This is a genomic window from Mesorhizobium sp. BHbdii, assembly GCF_053848045.1.
This window is the reverse complement of sequence record NZ_JBSPKX010000003.1, coordinates 277,198-292,992: the sequence shown is the minus strand read 5'-3', so window position 1 is coordinate 292,992 and position 15,795 is coordinate 277,198. Positions and strand designations below refer to the sequence as shown.

Annotated in this window: 13 protein-coding genes and 2 pseudogenes; 11 read left to right on the top strand and 4 right to left on the bottom strand. The window is 59.7% G+C overall.

Annotated elements, in window-relative coordinates; translation table 11 throughout:
* The first annotated feature begins 35 nt into the window (after window positions 1–35).
* The 7 genes from ACWTU8_RS18300 (at window position 36) to ACWTU8_RS18270 (ending at window position 7,623) form a co-directional block, all read left to right on the top strand.
* Window positions 36–1,025 carry an autoinducer 2 ABC transporter substrate-binding protein gene (locus ACWTU8_RS18300; protein WP_127313702.1) on the top strand — a complete coding sequence of 330 codons (990 nt, stop codon included), beginning with the start codon at window positions 36–38 and terminating at the stop codon, window positions 1,023–1,025.
* A gap of 89 nt (window positions 1,026–1,114) precedes the next feature.
* Window positions 1,115–2,629: a sugar ABC transporter ATP-binding protein gene (locus tag ACWTU8_RS18295; RefSeq protein WP_455849280.1), complete on the top strand. Its 1,515-nt coding sequence runs from the start codon at window positions 1,115–1,117 to the stop codon at window positions 2,627–2,629.
* Window positions 2,622–3,623 carry an ABC transporter permease gene (locus ACWTU8_RS18290; RefSeq protein WP_065007852.1) on the top strand — a complete coding sequence of 334 codons (1,002 nt, stop codon included), beginning with the start codon at window positions 2,622–2,624 and terminating at the stop codon, window positions 3,621–3,623. The genes ACWTU8_RS18295 and ACWTU8_RS18290 overlap by 8 nt, the downstream gene beginning before the upstream one ends.
* Window positions 3,620–4,615, top strand: a complete 996-nt coding sequence (locus ACWTU8_RS18285; protein ID WP_455849279.1) for an ABC transporter permease — start codon at window positions 3,620–3,622, stop codon at window positions 4,613–4,615. Before ACWTU8_RS18290 ends, ACWTU8_RS18285 begins: the two co-directional genes overlap by 4 nt.
* A 5-nt stretch (window positions 4,616–4,620) precedes the next feature.
* The gene (locus ACWTU8_RS18280; RefSeq protein ID WP_455849278.1) at window positions 4,621–5,469 is read left to right on the top strand and encodes a sugar phosphate isomerase/epimerase family protein; all 849 of its coding nucleotides are present in this window, start codon (window positions 4,621–4,623) and stop codon (window positions 5,467–5,469) included.
* A 4-nt stretch (window positions 5,470–5,473) separates the two neighbouring features.
* Complete coding sequence (locus tag ACWTU8_RS18275; RefSeq protein ID WP_455849277.1) at window positions 5,474–6,934, top strand: FGGY family carbohydrate kinase; 1,461 nt, start codon at window positions 5,474–5,476, stop codon at window positions 6,932–6,934.
* Entirely contained in the window at window positions 6,931–7,623 is a 693-nt protein-coding gene (locus ACWTU8_RS18270; protein WP_455849276.1) for a class II aldolase/adducin family protein, read from the top strand. The genes ACWTU8_RS18275 and ACWTU8_RS18270 overlap by 4 nt, the downstream gene beginning before the upstream one ends.
* A gap of 94 nt (window positions 7,624–7,717) precedes the next feature.
* Here ACWTU8_RS18270 and ACWTU8_RS18265 read toward each other — a convergent pair whose 3' ends face one another.
* Complete coding sequence (locus ACWTU8_RS18265; RefSeq protein ID WP_455849275.1) at window positions 7,718–8,191, bottom strand: phosphatidylglycerophosphatase A family protein; 474 nt, start codon at window positions 8,189–8,191, stop codon at window positions 7,718–7,720.
* Between the two features lie 362 nt (window positions 8,192–8,553).
* On the opposite strand from ACWTU8_RS18265, the gene ACWTU8_RS18260 reads away from it, so the two are divergent.
* A complete protein-coding gene (locus ACWTU8_RS18260) occupies window positions 8,554–9,180 on the top strand; it encodes a CDP-alcohol phosphatidyltransferase family protein (protein WP_455849274.1) in 627 nt (208 codons plus the stop codon).
* A gap of 148 nt (window positions 9,181–9,328) precedes the next feature.
* Here ACWTU8_RS18260 and ACWTU8_RS18255 read toward each other — a convergent pair whose 3' ends face one another.
* On the bottom strand, window positions 9,329–10,003 hold the full coding sequence (locus ACWTU8_RS18255; protein ID WP_455849613.1) for a protein-L-isoaspartate(D-aspartate) O-methyltransferase: 675 nt from the start codon (window positions 10,001–10,003) through the stop codon (window positions 9,329–9,331).
* Window positions 10,004–10,576: 573 nt separating this feature from the next.
* On the opposite strand from ACWTU8_RS18255, the gene ACWTU8_RS18250 reads away from it, so the two are divergent.
* Window positions 10,577–11,569, top strand: a complete 993-nt coding sequence (locus ACWTU8_RS18250) for a glycosyltransferase family 2 protein (RefSeq protein ID WP_455849273.1) — start codon at window positions 10,577–10,579, stop codon at window positions 11,567–11,569.
* 190 nt (window positions 11,570–11,759) lie between these two features.
* On the opposite strand, the gene ACWTU8_RS18245 is transcribed toward ACWTU8_RS18250, so the two are convergent.
* Window positions 11,760–13,055, bottom strand: coding sequence for a polysaccharide biosynthesis/export family protein (locus ACWTU8_RS18245; RefSeq protein ID WP_455849272.1), 1,296 nt, complete (start codon window positions 13,053–13,055; stop codon window positions 11,760–11,762).
* A gap of 111 nt (window positions 13,056–13,166) precedes the next feature.
* Here ACWTU8_RS18245 and ACWTU8_RS18240 point away from each other — a divergent pair.
* Window positions 13,167–13,317 (top strand): annotated as a pseudogene (locus tag ACWTU8_RS18240) (molybdate ABC transporter permease subunit); the annotation flags it as partial.
* Window positions 13,318–13,800: 483 nt separating this feature from the next.
* Here the strand turns inward: ACWTU8_RS18240 and ACWTU8_RS18235 are convergent.
* A pseudogene (locus ACWTU8_RS18235) lies at window positions 13,801–13,979 on the bottom strand (transposase); the annotation flags it as partial.
* A gap of 822 nt (window positions 13,980–14,801) precedes the next feature.
* On the opposite strand from ACWTU8_RS18235, the gene ACWTU8_RS18230 reads away from it, so the two are divergent.
* On the top strand, window positions 14,802–15,584 hold the full coding sequence (locus tag ACWTU8_RS18230) for an FkbM family methyltransferase (RefSeq protein WP_455849271.1): 783 nt from the start codon (window positions 14,802–14,804) through the stop codon (window positions 15,582–15,584).
* The last annotated feature ends 211 nt before the right edge of the window (window positions 15,585–15,795 follow it).

The window sequence follows — 15,795 nt, the reverse complement described above, 5'->3', positions numbered from 1 at the left end:
GTGTTCCCACTAGGAACGTTATGGGAGGAGTACAGATGAAAAAGCTCATGATCGCGGCGCTTGCCGCGACCCTTATGCTTGGCGGATCATTCGCTGCGATGGCACAGCAGGCCGGCAAGGTCGGCGTCGTCGTAAAGATCGGCGGCATTCCGTGGTTCAACGCTATGGAGGCCGGTATCAAGGAGCGCGGCCAGAAGCTCGGCGTCGACGCTTTCATGGTTGGCCCAACCAGCGCTGATCCGGCACTGCAAGTTCGCGCCATCGAGGATCTGATCGCGCAGGGTGTCAAGGTCATCGGCGTGGTGCCGAACGATGCGAAAGTGCTTGAACCGGTGCTGCAGAAGGCCAAGGACGCCGGCATCATCGTCATCACGCATGAATCGCCTGGCCAGAAGGGCGCCGACTGGGACTTCGAACTCGCATCCGCGACCGGCTTCGGCGAAGCTCATGCCAAGCTCCTGGCGGAGAAGATGGGCGGCAAGGGTGAGTATGCAGTCTTCGTCGGCTCGCTGACGGTGCCGCTGCACAATGCCTGGGCCGATGCCGCAATCGAGTATCTGAAGAAGAACAATCCCGACATGAAACTTGTCGGCGAACGTTATGGCGTCGCCGAGGATGTCGACAAGAGCCGCAGCACTGCGCTTGACCTGATTTCCGCCAATCCCGGCTTGAAGGGCTTCCTCGCCTTCGGCAGCCAAGGCCCGATCGGCGCTGGCCGCGCAATCGAAGAGCGGCGGAAGGTGGGGGAAATATTCGTGCTCGGCCCATTCTCGCCAGGCCAGGGCCAGAAGCTCATCAAGAACGACGCGATCTCCGGCGGCTTCATGTGGAATCCGAAGCAGGCGGGCGAGGTTTTCGTCACGCTGGCCGACCATCTCATGAAGGGCAACGAGATCAAGGACGGCGATACGATCGAAGGGCTAGGGACAGTCAAGCCCGACTTCGAAAACCGTAACATCATCGTCGATCAGCTGGTCCCCATCAACAAGGATACTGTCGACGATCTCGCGGCGATGGGCCTGTAACGCCTCCCAAGGCTATGGCAGCCGGGCTGGCCTCGAGCCGGCCCGGCTGCAGGATTTGTCAACGCGATTGGGTCCAGGATTTCAACTCGATGGCTGATCAGGCACTCGATGGCGCCGCGTCACGGCCGCTGCTGTCGCTCCGCAGCATCAACATGACGTTCGGCGGCGTGAAGGCGCTCAAGAATGTCAGCTTTGAGGTGCTGCCGGGCGAGGTGCATTGCCTCGCGGGCGAGAACGGCTCCGGCAAGAGCACGCTGATCAAGGTCATTACGGGCGTGTACAAGCCCGAGGCGGGCGCCGTGATCGACTATGATGGCCAGAGCTACTCCAATATGTCGCCGGTTACGGCGCAGGCCGGCGGGATTCAGGTCATCTGGCAGGACCTCGCCCTGTTTCCCGAGATGACTGTCGCCGAGAACATCGCGTTCCAGACTGTCATCGGCCGCTGGCCGCGGCTGGTGAACTATGCCGAAATGCGCCGTGTCGCGACCAACGCCCTGCAACGTCTTGGTGTTAGCCTCGATGTCGATTTAGCACTCCACCATTTTCCCATCGCACAGCGGCAGATCGTAGCAATCGCGCGCGCCCTCGTCGGCGAGGCGAAGCTCGTCTTCATGGACGAGCCGACGGCGTCGCTCACCCAATCCGAAACCGACTATCTGCTGGACATTGTGCGCAATCTGTCGGCGTCGGGCGTCGCCGTCGTGTTCGTCAGTCATCGCTTGGCGGAGGTTCTTGAAATCTCCAGCCGCGTCACCGTGCTGCGCGACGGCGCCCTGGTAGGTGTCTATCCAACCAAAGGCCTGACCCAATCGCGCATCACCGAGCTGATGACGGGCAAGACGTTCGACTATTCCGTGCTGCATCGGGATTTGAGCAAGAGCCCGGTCATGCTTGAGGTTAAGGGGCTTTCGCGCCCCGGCGAATTCCAGGATGTGTCTTTGGCGGTCCGGCGCGGCGAGACGCTCGGCATCACCGGGTTGCTCGGGGCAGGGCGCACCGAGCTGGCGCTGACATTGTTTGGCATGCGCAAGCCGAAATCGGGCTCTGTCGTCCTGGATGGCAAACCCGTTCGCTTCGGTTCCAACCGTGACGCGATCGCCGCCGGCGTCGCCTATCTTTCGGAAGACCGGCTGTCGCTCGGCCTCATTCAGCCCCAGGCAATCGCCGCCAACATGGTCATCGCCTCGCTGGACAAGATCCTTTCGGGCGGTTTCATTTCGAGCGATCGCAAGCGATCTCTGGTCAATCGCTGGATAAGGGATCTCGGCGTCAGGATCGGAAAGCAGGACGACGCGATCTCGACCCTGTCAGGGGGAAATCAGCAACGTGTCGCCATTGCCAAATGGCTGGCGACCGACCCGAAGCTGCTTATCCTCGACGCACCGACGGTCGGCGTCGATGTCGGCGCGCGCGCCGGCATTTTCGACATCGTTTCCAAGCTCGCAGACAGCGGGCTGGCCATTATCCTGATCTCGGACGAGGTGCCTGAAGTCTATTTCAACGCGGACCGTGTGCTGCACATGGCTCAGGGGCGCATTGTCGGCGAATATGCACCGGGCGCTACGACCCTCCAGGCGATCGAGGAGGCGGTCTATGCGTAGGTTTGTCCGCTCCCACGCAACGGAACTGGCTTTGCTCGCCGTTATCGCAGTCATCTGCGTCTTCCTTTCGTTCGCGACAGACCGGTTCTTCACCCTCGGCAACGCGTTTGACCTTCTGAACACCAGCTCGGTCAACATCATTTTCGCCGTCGGCCTGCTCGTCGTGCTGGTCGCCGGCGGCATTGACATTTCCTTCGCGGTTGCTGCCTCCGTTGTGCAATATCTGACGGCGACCGTCCTCGGCTGGGTCGGCGGCGGCAATTGGATTATCGGCGTCATCATCGCTGGCGCATTAGGCGTCGCGTTGGGCTGCATCAACGCCTTCCTGATCCACGGGTTCAGAATCATTTCGATCGTCGCCACGATTTCTACTTTCAACATTTTCTTCGGCTTGCTGATGTTCTTCACAGGCGGCGTGTCGATCTACAATCTTCCGGACTGGCTCACCAACCGTGTCGTGCTGTTCGAGCGGGAGATGGCTGACGGCAGCTGGGCGGAAATCACCCTACCTGTGCTCATTATGGCTATCTGCGTGTTCGCTACCTGGGCGTTGATCACGCGCACCACCACTGGGCGCCAGCTCTACGCATTTGGCGACAATCCGGAGGGGGCGCGCCGCTTCGGCATCAATATTGGTGCCATGCAGTTTATTGCATTCGGCTGGCTGGGCCTGATGGCGGGCATCGCCGGTCTCGTGCAAGCGCATTACGCGCAGGAAGTGGTGCCGAACGCCCTTTATGGTCGCGAACTCGACGTCCTGGCAGCCGTGGTCCTTGGCGGTGCGCGGCTCGGCGGCGGCAAAGGCAGCGTGCTCGGCTGCATTCTGGGCGTTCTGTTGGTCTCGATCACCCAAAACGGACTCAATTTGATGGGTGTATCGCCTTTCGCGTTCAAGATGATCGTCGGCGCCATTATTCTTGCCGCCATCACCCTGTCGAACACCAGCATCGAACGCCTGCTGCCGTTCCTGAAAAGCCGGCGGGTGCCTTCATGACGGTTTTGATTGAACGCGCCCGCAACGCGCTCGGCCCCGAACTGGCAGGTCCGCTCGCCGCGTTCGTAGCGGTCATGGTCGTGTTCGGCTTTGCCGCGCCGAACTTCTTTTCCCGTGCCACCTTTGGATCGGTCGCCTTCCAGCTGCCGGAACTCGGCCTCCTCACGCTTGCCATGCTGCTGCCGATCCTGACCGGCGGCTTGAACCTGGCCATCACCTTCACGGCCAACATGGCCGGCCTGACGCTGGCTTGGGTACTGCAAAGCCAGGGAGGCGTCGACGCAGGCATCGGCGCCTTTGTCCTTGGCTCGGTCCTTGCCATCGCGGTCGGAGCACTGAGTGGGCTGATCATGGGGCTCGTCATCGCCTACACCAAGGCTCACCCGATCCTGGTCTCGCTGTCGATGATGATCTTCCTGCGCGGTCTCGGCGAATTCCTGACGCGCGGCGGCGACGTGTCCGGCATTCCCGGCTTCTTCGCGGCGATAGGCTACGGTTCGATCTTTGGTATCCCGGTACCGTTGCTCATCTTCATCGCTTGCGTGCTGATCTGGCATGTCTTGCTGACGCGCATGAAGCTAGGCTTCAACACATACATGATCGGCTCCAATATCGAGGCCACGCGCTATTCCGGTATCAATACGCGCAAGGTGCAGGTTCTCGTCTACACGTTGTCCGGAGCGATGTGCGCGGTTGCCGGCATCATTATGCTGGCGCGCTTCAATTCGGTGCGTGTCGGCCACGGCGAGTCTTACCTGCTGATCACCGTGCTTGCCTGCTTTCTCGGCGGCGTCAATCCGTTCGGCGGCTTCGGTCGAGTGATCCCGGTCTTCGTTGCGCTGGTCGTGCTCCAGCTTCTGTCCTCGGGACTCAATCTGATGGGCGCAAGCCAGCATCTTGCGACGGCGGTCTGGGGCATTTTGATGATCACGGTGATGATCCTGCATTGGCTTGCCGGGCGCCTCAAATTCCTAAACACAAAGAGAGGATGAGTTAGATGCATGGTTTTGGGGTCCACACCTCGATGTGGACGATGAACTGGGACCGGGCCGGCGCGGAGAAGGCGATCGCGGCTTCGGTCAAATACGGGATGGACTTTATCGAGATCGCGCTTCTGAACGCGCCGGCGGTCGATGCCGCGCATACACGCGCCTTGCTCGAAAAGCACAATCTTCCCGCCGTTTGCTCGCTCGGCCTGCCGGAGCGCGCCTGGGCCTCGGTGCGGCCGGATGCCGCCATCGAACATCTCGAAGAGGCCATCGACAAGACGGCGGAAATGGGCGCGCTGGCGCTTTCCGGCGTGATTTTCGGCGGTATCGGCGAACGCACCGGCGTGCCACCGACCGAAAAGGAATACGACAACATCGCGCATGTGCTGACCGTCGCCGCCAAGCACGCCAAGAAGCGCGGCATCGAACTCGGAATCGAGGCCGTGAACCGCTACGAGAACCATTTGATCAACACCGGCGCGCAGGCCGTCTGGATGGTCGAGAAAATCGGGGCCGACAACATCTTTGTTCATCTCGACACCTACCATATGAACATCGAGGAGAAGGGTGCAGGCAATGGCATTCTGGCCGCCCGCGATCACCTGAAGTACATCCACTTGTCCGAGAGCGATCGCGGCACACCAGGCACTGGCAACTGCCCCTGGGACGAGATTTACGCAACGCTGGCGGCGATCGGTTTCAAGGGCGGACTTGCCATGGAAAGCTTCATCAACATGCCGCCGGAAGTCTCCTACGGTCTCTCAGTCTGGCGCCCGGTCGCGAAGGATGAGGCCGAGGTGATGGGCAATGGCTTGCCGTTCCTGCGCAACAAGGCTCGCCAATACGGTTTGATCTGACACGATGGGTGACGGGCAGAAGGCGGACGGCGCGAGGATCGCCGTCTTCGATGTCGGGAAGACCAATATTAAGCTCTCCGCGATGACGCTCGACGGCGTGCTCGTGGAGAGCCTCTCTGTCCACAACGAAGTGCGGCCCGGTCCACCTTGGCGGCAGCACGATCTCAAGGGCATTAGCGACTGGCTGTTCGGCTCGCTCGCCAGCTTGTGCCGTCATCATCCGCTGGAAAAGGTGGTCGGCACCGGACATGGCTCCGCGGGCGTTCTGGTGAACGCAGATCCCGACGAGACGTCCGCCCTGCCGATGATTGACTACGAGCAGGATCTGCCGCCCGCAATTCGCGATGGCTACGCGCCGCTTTCGGGCGATTTCTTCGATCGCGGCAGCGCGATCATGCTAAAGGCCGCTCACCAGGCGCGCCAGCTGTACTGGATGCAGCAGGTTGATCCGGAGCGCGTCGCTCAGGCTCGCTGGTATCTGGGCTTGCCGCAATATTGGGCCTGGCGGCTGTCAGGCGTGCCATCGGCCGAAACGACGATCCTCTCGGCGCAATCGCATCTATGGAACAATGTGCGCAAGCGGTGGTCGCCCATTGTCGCGGGGCAGGGGTGGCCGCGCCTCATGCCACCATTCCATCCGGCCTGGGGGACGTTGGGGCCAATCCGGCACGATCTGGCGCGCCGGCACGGCATACCGGAAAAGCTGTCTGTCCTGACTGGCGGCCACGACAGCAGCCTGAACCTCTACCGCTACCAGGCGGCAGGCATGCGCGACGCCTGCGTGATCTCTACCGGAACCTGGATTGTCGGAATGTGCGCAGCGACACCTCTCGACCAACTCGATGAAAACCGCGGAATGGTGCTGAACAGCGACGTGACGGGAGGCCCGGTCGGCGGCGTTTTGACCATGGGCGGACGAGAGTTCAGTCATGTGGCAGGACAGGGGCAAGAAGAAACTGCGGCCGACGCTGCGCTGGTCAGCTTGTTGATTGAGCGCGGCACCTTCGCATTGCCGTCGTTCGGCGACGATGACGGCCTGTTTCCCGGCAGCGCTGGGCGCGGCCGGTTTGAAGGGCCGCCTGCAGAAACCCCTGCTGAGCGCAAGGCGCTCGCAGTGCTCTATGCCGCGCTGCTGACGACCGAATGTATCGATGCGCTCAACGAAGACGGGTTGGTTGCATTGGATGGCACCTTCCTGAGGGATCCGCTCTACGCCACGTTCGTTGCCGCGCTGCGGCCAAACGCCGAAACGGTCTACAACCTCGACTCCTATGGCACCGCTTCGGGTGCGGCGTTACTTGGCGAACATGAAACTCGCGACACGCCGGCTCCCATCGCACTCAGCCGGCCGACCGCCTTTGCCGGCGACCGTAACGCGCTCGCAGCCTATGCACAGCGGTGGCGCGAACTGGCGAGGCGAAACAACTTGCAACAGGGCAAGACCAGCAAAAGGGACAATCGATGACCGATGACAGCGCTCTGCGCCGCGAGATGGTGGATGTTTGCCGCCGGATGAACTCCAGCGGTATCAACCAGGGCAATGCCGGCAACCTGTCGGTGCGCTGCAGCGACGGTTTCCTGATCACGCCCTCGTCGCTGCCCTACGACACGATGAGGCCCGAAGACATCGTCGAGATGGGCTTTGACGGAACCTATGTCGGCCGACGGCCCTCCTCGGAGTGGCGCTTCCACCGTGACATTTTGAGGGAGCGGCAGGAGATCAACGTCGTGCTGCATTGCCACTCGCTCTACGCCACGACGCTGGCCTGCCATCACAAGACGATCCCGAGCTTCCACTATATGACAGGAGTGGCTGGCGGTACGACGATCCGCTGCGCGGAATACGCAACCTTTGGCACGCAGGCCTTGTCCGACAATGCCTTGGTTGCACTCAAGGATCGCCTCGCCTGCCTGCTTGGCCAGCACGGCCAAATTTCGCTCGGCAAGACCATGGAAGCGGCGTTGTGGCTGGCGAACGAGGTCGAAACCCTTTCGCGCATGTATGTCCAGGCGCTTACACTTGGTGAGCCGCCCGTCCTTTCCGACGAGGAGATGGCGCGGGTGATCGAGCAGATGAAGAAGATGAGCTATGGCCAAGCGCCGGATCCGGAGGGAACGAACGATTTGGCACGGCCGCGCGACGCTGCGGTCTAGCGCTGCTCCGGCAAATTTTGGTGGAGAGAGGTCTGTTTTTCCCGGTGGGCCGCAACAAGCTCGACAGTGGCATGTGAAGACTAAGATGTCCCCCTTACGGCAAACGTTGAACCAAATCGTTCAGCAAAAGCAGCAACGCGCCCGCAAAGACAGCCGCAGCCGCGTCGTCCAGCATGATGCCGAGTCCACCCCTTACCTTCTCATGCACGACGCCGATGGGCCAAGGCTTGACGACATCGAAAAACCGGAAGGCAAGGAAACCTGCTGCCCACCAGACCGGGTCGAGCGGCAGCATGGAAAGTGTTGCGGCGGTGCCGAAGGTCTCGTCAATGACGACGATCTGCGGATCCTCCGTCCCGGTATGGGAGACGACATGCGACGACGCCCATACTCCCACAGCGAATAAGGCCATATAGGCGAGCACGATCAGCCAAGGCGATGCAGGTATCAGGACCGCGGCAAGAGCCACTCCGACGCCCGCGCCGGCCGTGCCCGGCCATAACGGAGAGAATCCTGCGCCGGCAGAGGTCGCGAGTAGGCACGCAAACTTAGGCAGAAATTTACGCATGGAGTTTCGGACGGCTTCCCCGTGAATTGTAAATAGGCATTATAGTCACATCTTTCGGGTTACTGCCGCTAGACTGCCAGTCGATGTGCGGCGGCAGACACGACGGGCATTGCAGAAACTTCGGAACAACATCGGACGGTTATAGCAGCGACCGGAGTTTTTCTGTTTCGCCGACAGCTTGACAGTTCTCTGGCTACCTTAATCCATTGGCCGCATTCGCCAAAGAAACGCTGCTGGTTGAGCCGGGCCTGATCCGGTCTCCGCCGCGCTGACGACCTCGGTCGGCGCCGACGGGCTGGAACGAACCCACAATTTGCCGGTTAAGCTTCGCGGAACGACATCATCAGAGGAGCAAAGTCATCATGATCGCCGGTCTCATGAAACGTCGTATCGACCCGCTATGGGAGCACGCCGCTTCTCCGCTGATCGGGATCGGCATGACCCCGAACCAGGTTACAGCCGGCGGTCTGGTGCTCGTCGCCCTGTCGTGCGCCGCCTATGTGTACCACCAGTCAAGCCTTGCCTTTGGCCTTTGCCTCGCGTTGGCCTTCACCTTCGACGCGCTGGACGGTGCGGTCGCCCGTCGGAGACATATGAGCACCAAGGCCGGTGGCTATTTCGACGCCATGGCCGACCGTTATCAGGAACTTGCCGTGTTTGCGGCAATAGGCTGGGTCGCCGATCTGTGGGCGATCGCAATGATCGCATTCGCCGGCGGAATCCTCACCAGCTACGCCAAGGCGCGGACGGCGATCGAAATCCCCATAGAAAACCAGGCGTGGCCGGATTTCTTCGAACGGATGGAACGCCTGGTGTTCATTTGCGTGCTGTTAGTCGCCGATGGATTGGCGATCGCCATGGGCGTCGCTTCGCCTTGGTTTCTCACGGGCGGTTTCGCGCTTTACGCACTGATGGCAAACGCCACAGCTCTGCAACGGATCAATCGCGCATTTGCCATGCTCAAACGAGCGGACGCGAAGCAGCCGTGAGACGCGAAATCCCATACTGGTTTTGGGCGGCGGAAAACGCGAGGCGCTGTCGCGGGCACAGTCGGTTAAAAACAATCCTCCCGCGGCCTGCGTCATCTCTGGCCATAGCGAAGTTGCTGACCCTGTGGGCCAGATGACCGCACCCTCATTAGACCGTTTCGAGCCGGCTGAACCGAACCGGGATGAGTTTGCGAGTCTTCAGTTGCCCTATCGAATCCTTGTCGATGAGCGTCAGCAACTGCCCTTGTTCAGGGCCCACAGGCAGAACCAGGCGGCCCCCCGGCTTGAGCTGCTCAAGCAAAGCCGGCGGCGCCCGCCCAGCCGCGACGGTGACTAGGATCTTATCGAATGGGGCGTGCTCGGGCCAGCCGCGAGACCCGTCACCGACACGAATGCTGATATTGGATAGACCGAGGCCCTGCAGGAGAGTCTCGGCATGGCTTGCGAATTCCTCGATGATTTCGACGCTCCAAACGTGCCCGGCGAGTTCCGCGAGGATTGCGGTTTGGTAGCCCAGGCCGGTGCCGATCTCGAGCACCGCCTCGTCCGGCTGGAGAGCAAGGAGATCGGTCATGAGAGCGACGATGAACGGCTGCGAGACGGTTTTGTCGAAGCCGATCGGCAGTGGCATGTCCTGGTAGGCATAAGGCGCAACCGAGCTTGGCACGAAGAGATGGCGCGGCACCCGCTGCATCGCTGCCATCACCCGTTCATCGAGCGCCGCCTTGCCGAGTTCTTCGCTTGCAAGGTCGGTATGGATTGCAATCATCTCGACCATGTGTCTGCGTAGAACTGCGAGGTGTTCTTCATTCATTGGCTTCATGACGGTGGGGCTTTCCTCAACCAGCTTGCTGCCAGATAGGCTTATATCCTGTTCGTCACAGCAACGCCCGCCTTCGTTTCCGGTTGCGGGTGCCCGCGGCGACCGGAGGTAATTTTGGCGTTGCGTCTTGGCATCGGCGGCGGCCCCGGAGATCCCGTGCCATGTCGCCATAACGGGTATGTCCTGGATCGCGGTGTCGAACAATGAACGGCTGCATTGCGTGCATGCGTGGGCAGCCGGCGATCTCGGCCGGGGCGTTGTCGTTGAATAGTGGACGCCTGTTTCACCGAGCGAGGCTGCGACTGCTGCATGGCTTCGGGCAGCGGGAATGCCGCGACGGGCAGTTCGGGAGGTTCCTCAGTCACCTACACAATCGGAGTTCCTCAATGTCGGGCTAAAGTCCGGAGGCCGCCACTTTATCGCTTCCAGGAGTGCTGAGTGGAACTCGCCGGGGCCTCTGCCTTGCCGCTCGGTCGTCGTGGTTGAATCCTCCATAAGCTAAAGTAGTGAAATTTGATGGAACTACCGGCCTGATGTGCCATTTTACCACGTCGTGAGAGAAGACGAAGGCAAATGAGCCAGCACAATGCCACTGTGATAGGCGTCGTAGTGCCCATGTTCAATGCCGAGAGAACCATTCTCCCGACGCTGACCAGCATCTGCCAGCAGAGCCACCAGGCGCTGGACATTATCGTAGTGGATGATGGGTCGACGGACCGGTCCGCGTCAATCGTGGCCGCCTATGCCGAGCAAGATCGGCGTATACGCCTTTTCAGGCAGCCGAACGCGGGTGTTGCGCACGCGCGCAACAGCGGCGCCGCTGCCACCGATGCGGAGTTTCTAGCGTTCGTGGACGCGGATGATCTTTGGGCTCCGTCCAAAATCGCACTGCAACTGCGCGTCCTGCAGGAAGGAGGCTCGTCAGCTGGCCTGGCATATTGCTGGTTTGCGGAGATCGACGAGGACGGTCGGATATTTTCACTCAAACAGCCCGATGCCGATGGTCGCGTGCTGCAACGCATGTGCAGAAACAACTTTGTCGGTAACGGAAGTTCGATGCTTGTACGTCGCTCCGCATTCGAGCGGGCGGGACAGTTTGATCCTTCCCTGAGGGCGAGGAACGCACAAGGCTGCGAAGATCTTCTAATGTGCCTCAGAATAGCGGAGAATTACGAGTTTCGTGTCGTGCCCCAACATCTAGTGGGTTACCGGAGGACGATCGGCAACATGTCGAGCGATGTCATGCAGATGTTTCGTTCGTATGAAATTGTCCTAGCCGAGTTTCGCGAGAAATATCCGCAATTTGGGAGCGATCTCAACGCCCATCTGCTTGACACGATCAATGGGCTTGCCGTGAGAGCTTTGATTCAAGGGCGGCCTTCCGCAGCCTGGTACCTGTCGAAGAAGCTCTTTGTCCTGGAGCCGCGCACGGCCATTTCACGTCTGCCTCACACAATCGATGTCTGCTGCCGGGGGCTGGTTCCTCGCTGGATCAAGGTTCGAGTGAAACGGATACGAAACGCCGAGTCTCGGCCTCTTTATGGAAAGATTTATCTGGAGAGGTGAGCGCGTCCCTGTTCAGGCGTACCGAGCCAGAGCTGTTGAAGCTAGATGCTTGATCCCAGGCTTTGGCGGCGCACGCGGCAGTCACGTCATTGCCCGGACCCTGAGCGGCCACCAAAACGATCTTTGGCCCGGACCACATTTCCATAGGACACGTGCAACTACGCGCCGCCTCTATACAAGATTTAATTGTTTAGTTCGCGACCGCTCCTGGTGGGACCTCCAGCGTAATTGTGATGGTGTCACCCGGAGCAAGCAGAGTATCTTCAGTCACCTCGGTCGTCGCTGCCTGTCCGTCAGTGGAGCGGGTTACACCGATCGTAATTCGGTCCCCTTCGCCTACAAGGTCGCTGCGCATCTGCATCACGTAGGCGATTTGTTTGGTCAATGAATCCATCTCAGCGCGCATTTGTGTCATCGCCGCGCGTTCAGTCTGCAAGTCAGCCAACAGGTCAATTCGACCCTGGTCGATAAGCTTATCTAGACTGCGCTGCAAGTCCCCTTGGTCGCGTTCAAGTCGAGCGATCTCAGCGTTGGTTTGCAAAGCGCGGGTCGCTGACAAGAGCACTGCGCGTTGAGCATCGTTGACCCTCGTGATCTGGATCAGACCTTTTTCGAAGAGCTTCTTGAGGCGATCAAGTTCCGCCGCATCTGCGGCTGCGCCCGCTTGATCCGCCTTCTGCTGCTCCTTCAGGTAGCCCATTCGTTCCGCCGCCTTGGTTGCGGCCAACTTAATCGAAGCGCGCTCCTTCTCCTGATCCGCATAGACAGCTTCAAGATGCTTCCCCTCCTGCTGCAAAGCTTCGTCGCGACGAGGTTCGAGGCTCGGGTCATGTGCTGCGTCCGGAACCTCAATCGCTCTAGCGCCGCTCAGCTGCGCCTCTATGCGAGCAGCCTTGATTTCGCTTTCCTGGTACTTGATGCGCAGAATGTGGAGGCGGCCGCCAAGGTCCGCTGCTGTCATTTCAGGGTTTTCAAGCTCACCGCGACCGAGCTGGTAGCCGCCGCCAGCCGCCACAGCTTGTCGGACAGTCATGCCTGGTCTGAAGGCCTGAGTCCCAGGAGAGGCAATGTCCCCGTCAATATAGACGGGTCGGTATTCCTCAATATCAACTACAATCTGATCCGGGTAAAACCCAGTCCAAGTCTCAGTGCCGTCGGCGGATCGTTGCGGAAGGGATTTTGGTTTTAAAACCTCAATTACCTCCTTGCGAACATCCTCTATTGTCTTCCCGAGCACGTTTAGGGGGCCTAGGACCGGCAACAGGACCACACCGCTTTGGTCGATCACAGCTCGCTTTTGCATCTCGGGATAGCCTATTACAGCGAAGCCGATCACGTCGCCAGTCTGCAGACGGTACTCGCCGACATTGTGCTCCTCTGCTCGGGCAAGGCCATTCGACGGAATCGCGTATGCAAACAACAAAAACATGCATGCGAGCGCAGCGCAGCAGCCTGCCCGCATCCAGCGCACCGATCTATTCAACATTCGCTTTCACCCCGCAATGCTTGAGCATGACGTCGACGCAGACCTTTCTCACAACGCCATTCCTTTGAGGCGAATTTACGCTCGGAACAACGGCAACAAGGCAGACAATATTCCGAGATCGCGCCACTCTGATCGTCATCCGGCTGGAAGAATACAACTATCCGGCGGCCACCGCGATCGCGTCGATCATGGTTTTGCTATCGTTCGCGACGCTCCTGGTCGTCGATCTGGTGCAGTCGTGGAGCCCAAACGCTATGGCTGACGTCACCGGCGTGTCGTCGGCCGGAAGCGACACCGCCGGCCAGCGAACAGCCGGTCGCGCGCTACCTGATGGCAGTCGCGTTCTGGTGGCCTGAGCGGCGTTGGCCCGCCTGACGCGCGGCCGCCATGTCCGCCGCTCCGCTAAACACGGAAGCTGCGCGGCGGACACACCAACGTCTAAGCCGTCCCATTTTGCTCAACTTGACGCACACAACTCGACTCAGCCTCTGCCTAATCCAGATCGCATGGCATGGCCAGTCCGTGTGGCAAACCTCTCTTGGCCGCCGAACGGGAGTAAGCGCTCGTTAGGCCTCGATTTTCCGACCTGCTCGGCCTGACCCGACCATGCGAAGATGCCTCCGATATGGACGAGGTCTTGTGCATGGCAAGAGACGGCAAAATGGGCGTCCAGTTGGATCGTGTCCCAGGGAGTGGTGTAGCTGACGGCTTGATCGCCGCGCTCTCCGGCATGGGGCCGGGCTGATCAGCGTGCCACGGCTGGTAGGCTGATGAGAGGATCATCGCTCATTTGGCTGATGGTTTCCAGCGTCATGTATCTGGCGCGCTGCACGGCCCATTGTCGTTCTGTTCGAGCAAGATCGCGCCAACCAGGCGGACGATGGCGTCATCATTTGGGAAGATGCCGATGACCTCGGGGTGGCGGAGGTGGCGCGCAAGTACGGGGTGACGCGCTGGCAGGTCTATGACTGGCGCAAGCGGCTGCGGCATGGGTCTGTGACGCTGCCCGAAAGCATGGCCGCGGCTCCGCCTTTGCGGCGCTGCTGGTCGAAGAGCCGTCTCAGCCGAGGCAGGCCAGCGCCAGCATTGATATCATCCTGGGTGATATCGTGATCCGAGCCGGGCAAGATGCCGACGACAGGCATCTGTCGCGGGTGATCCGCGCGGTGCCGGTCGCGATACGATCACTTTTCCGTCATCGCCATTGACCGAGCTTCTTCTAGCTCTTTGGTCAGCGTTCCGACCGAGATAAGCGCCATGTCGCGAGCCATCGCCTGGAGCTCTGCCACCCTTGCGGACACCTTAGCGTCGGCCAGGAGGCGAGAGGTGTCGGACCAGATGGTTTCTGGCTTGGTGTTCTCCCTTACATCGAAAGCGCTCCGGTAGGGTTTGCCCTGTTGCCGCACTCGACACAGGCCAGCGCGAACGCTTCCCGCTTTGCAGTTAATTCGCTCATGTGGGGAGATTTTTCTTTGTTATGATTGTCGTGCTGCTAATTGGGGACGCAGATGACAAACCTAAATTTCATCCGCCGAGGCGAAGTTGCGCCATTTGCGCGACGTCATGAACAACCTATCCCGTATTCGCGGTCGGAGGTTGAGCGGATATCAGGCGGGCGGGTCATGCTAATGATAGTTTCGTGAAGACCCTAATGCTACTCTCCCTCGGAAGGGTGATTTAGGCAGAGCGCGGCCAACTTATTATCTTAATATCTTGCTTTGCACGTCATCTCCTTAGGAGGGCAACGTGGATCGCGATTTGGTTTATGACGTCGGTATGCATAATGGCGATGATACGGCGTTCTATGTGAGCCAAGGCTATCGTGTGGTGGCGATTGAGGCAGACCCTGCGCAAGCGGAAGCACAGCGAAATCGTTTTGCTGCTGAGATCGAGAAGGGCCAAGTTCACGTCGTTGAGGCTGCGATTGGGCCAAGTCACGGACAATCCTCATTTTGGATCAGTAGCAATCCCGAGTTCAACTCGTTCGATAGGCAAAATGCGGAGATGTGCAACAACACTTCTCATGAGATCCAGGTCACTTGCCGACCGATGAACGACATCTTGGCCGAGTTTGGAACACCCTTTTACCTCAAGGTTGATATCGAGACTGCAGATCATTTCTGCTTGGAGGCACTTGACCCTAACGATCTCCCTCAATTCGTCTCGTTTGAGAAGAGCCGTTTGGAGGATCTGTTCTTTATGCACAATCTCGGCTATTCGCGTTTCAAACTGATTGCGCAGGAGGATTTTCGGCAGCTAAGTTATAGCCCCGATCAGGCCAACAAATGGTCACGAAATCTAAGACCATTGCGAAGTCGTGTTCGACGTATGCTGGGTCGCCGTGCACCGGAGAATGTTGCAAAGAAACATTCTGCCTACGGCTCCTCGGGTCCATTCGGTGATGAGACTGATGGCCCGTGGCGGCAAATGAAGGAAATTGCATTTACGTGGCTTGCCTTTGATCTTGGCCACACCGGTGATCCTGACCCTGTCTGGCATGACTGGTTTGATGTGCATTGCGCACGCTAACAAGGTATGGCCCGGAGGGGAAAGCCATCCGTATGAAATAGCCCGAATGAACCGGACACGATCTCCATCTTGATAAGGGGTAGGAGTAATGTCGTGTCTATGACTGGTAGCATTCCGAAGATTGAGATCCTGAACGGCCGCGAGCAACGGCGGCGGTGGTCGACGGCCGAAAAGCTGTGGATGGCCGAACGGGAGTTGGTCGCCTGGAAGC